Origin of the sequence: Acetobacter sacchari, assembly GCF_017377715.1 — a bacterium.
Taxonomy (GTDB): domain Bacteria; phylum Pseudomonadota; class Alphaproteobacteria; order Acetobacterales; family Acetobacteraceae; genus Acetobacter; species Acetobacter sacchari.
Genome location: NZ_JAFVMF010000136.1, coordinates 1 through 229, shown reverse-complemented (window position 1 = coordinate 229; position 229 = coordinate 1). Strand labels below are relative to the sequence as shown.

Annotated in this window: 1 rRNA gene; it reads right to left on the bottom strand. The window is 47.6% G+C overall.

Going from position 1 to position 229, the window contains the following annotated elements:
• Positions 1-229 (bottom strand): 23S ribosomal RNA (locus J2D73_RS20505); the annotation flags it as partial.

Genomic DNA, 229 nt, shown 5'->3' with positions numbered 1-229 from the left:
GCCTCACGGAATAAGTAAAATAACGTTAAAAGTAGTGGTATTTCACTTGCGCCGAAACGGCTCCCACTTATTCTACACCTCTCAAGTCATTTCACAAAGTCGGACTAGAGTCAAGCTCAACAGGGTCTTCTTTCCCCGCTGATTCCGCCAAGCCCGTTCCCTTGGCTGTGGTTTCGCTAGATAGTAGATAGGGACAGTGGGAATCTCGTTAATCCATTCATGCGCGTCA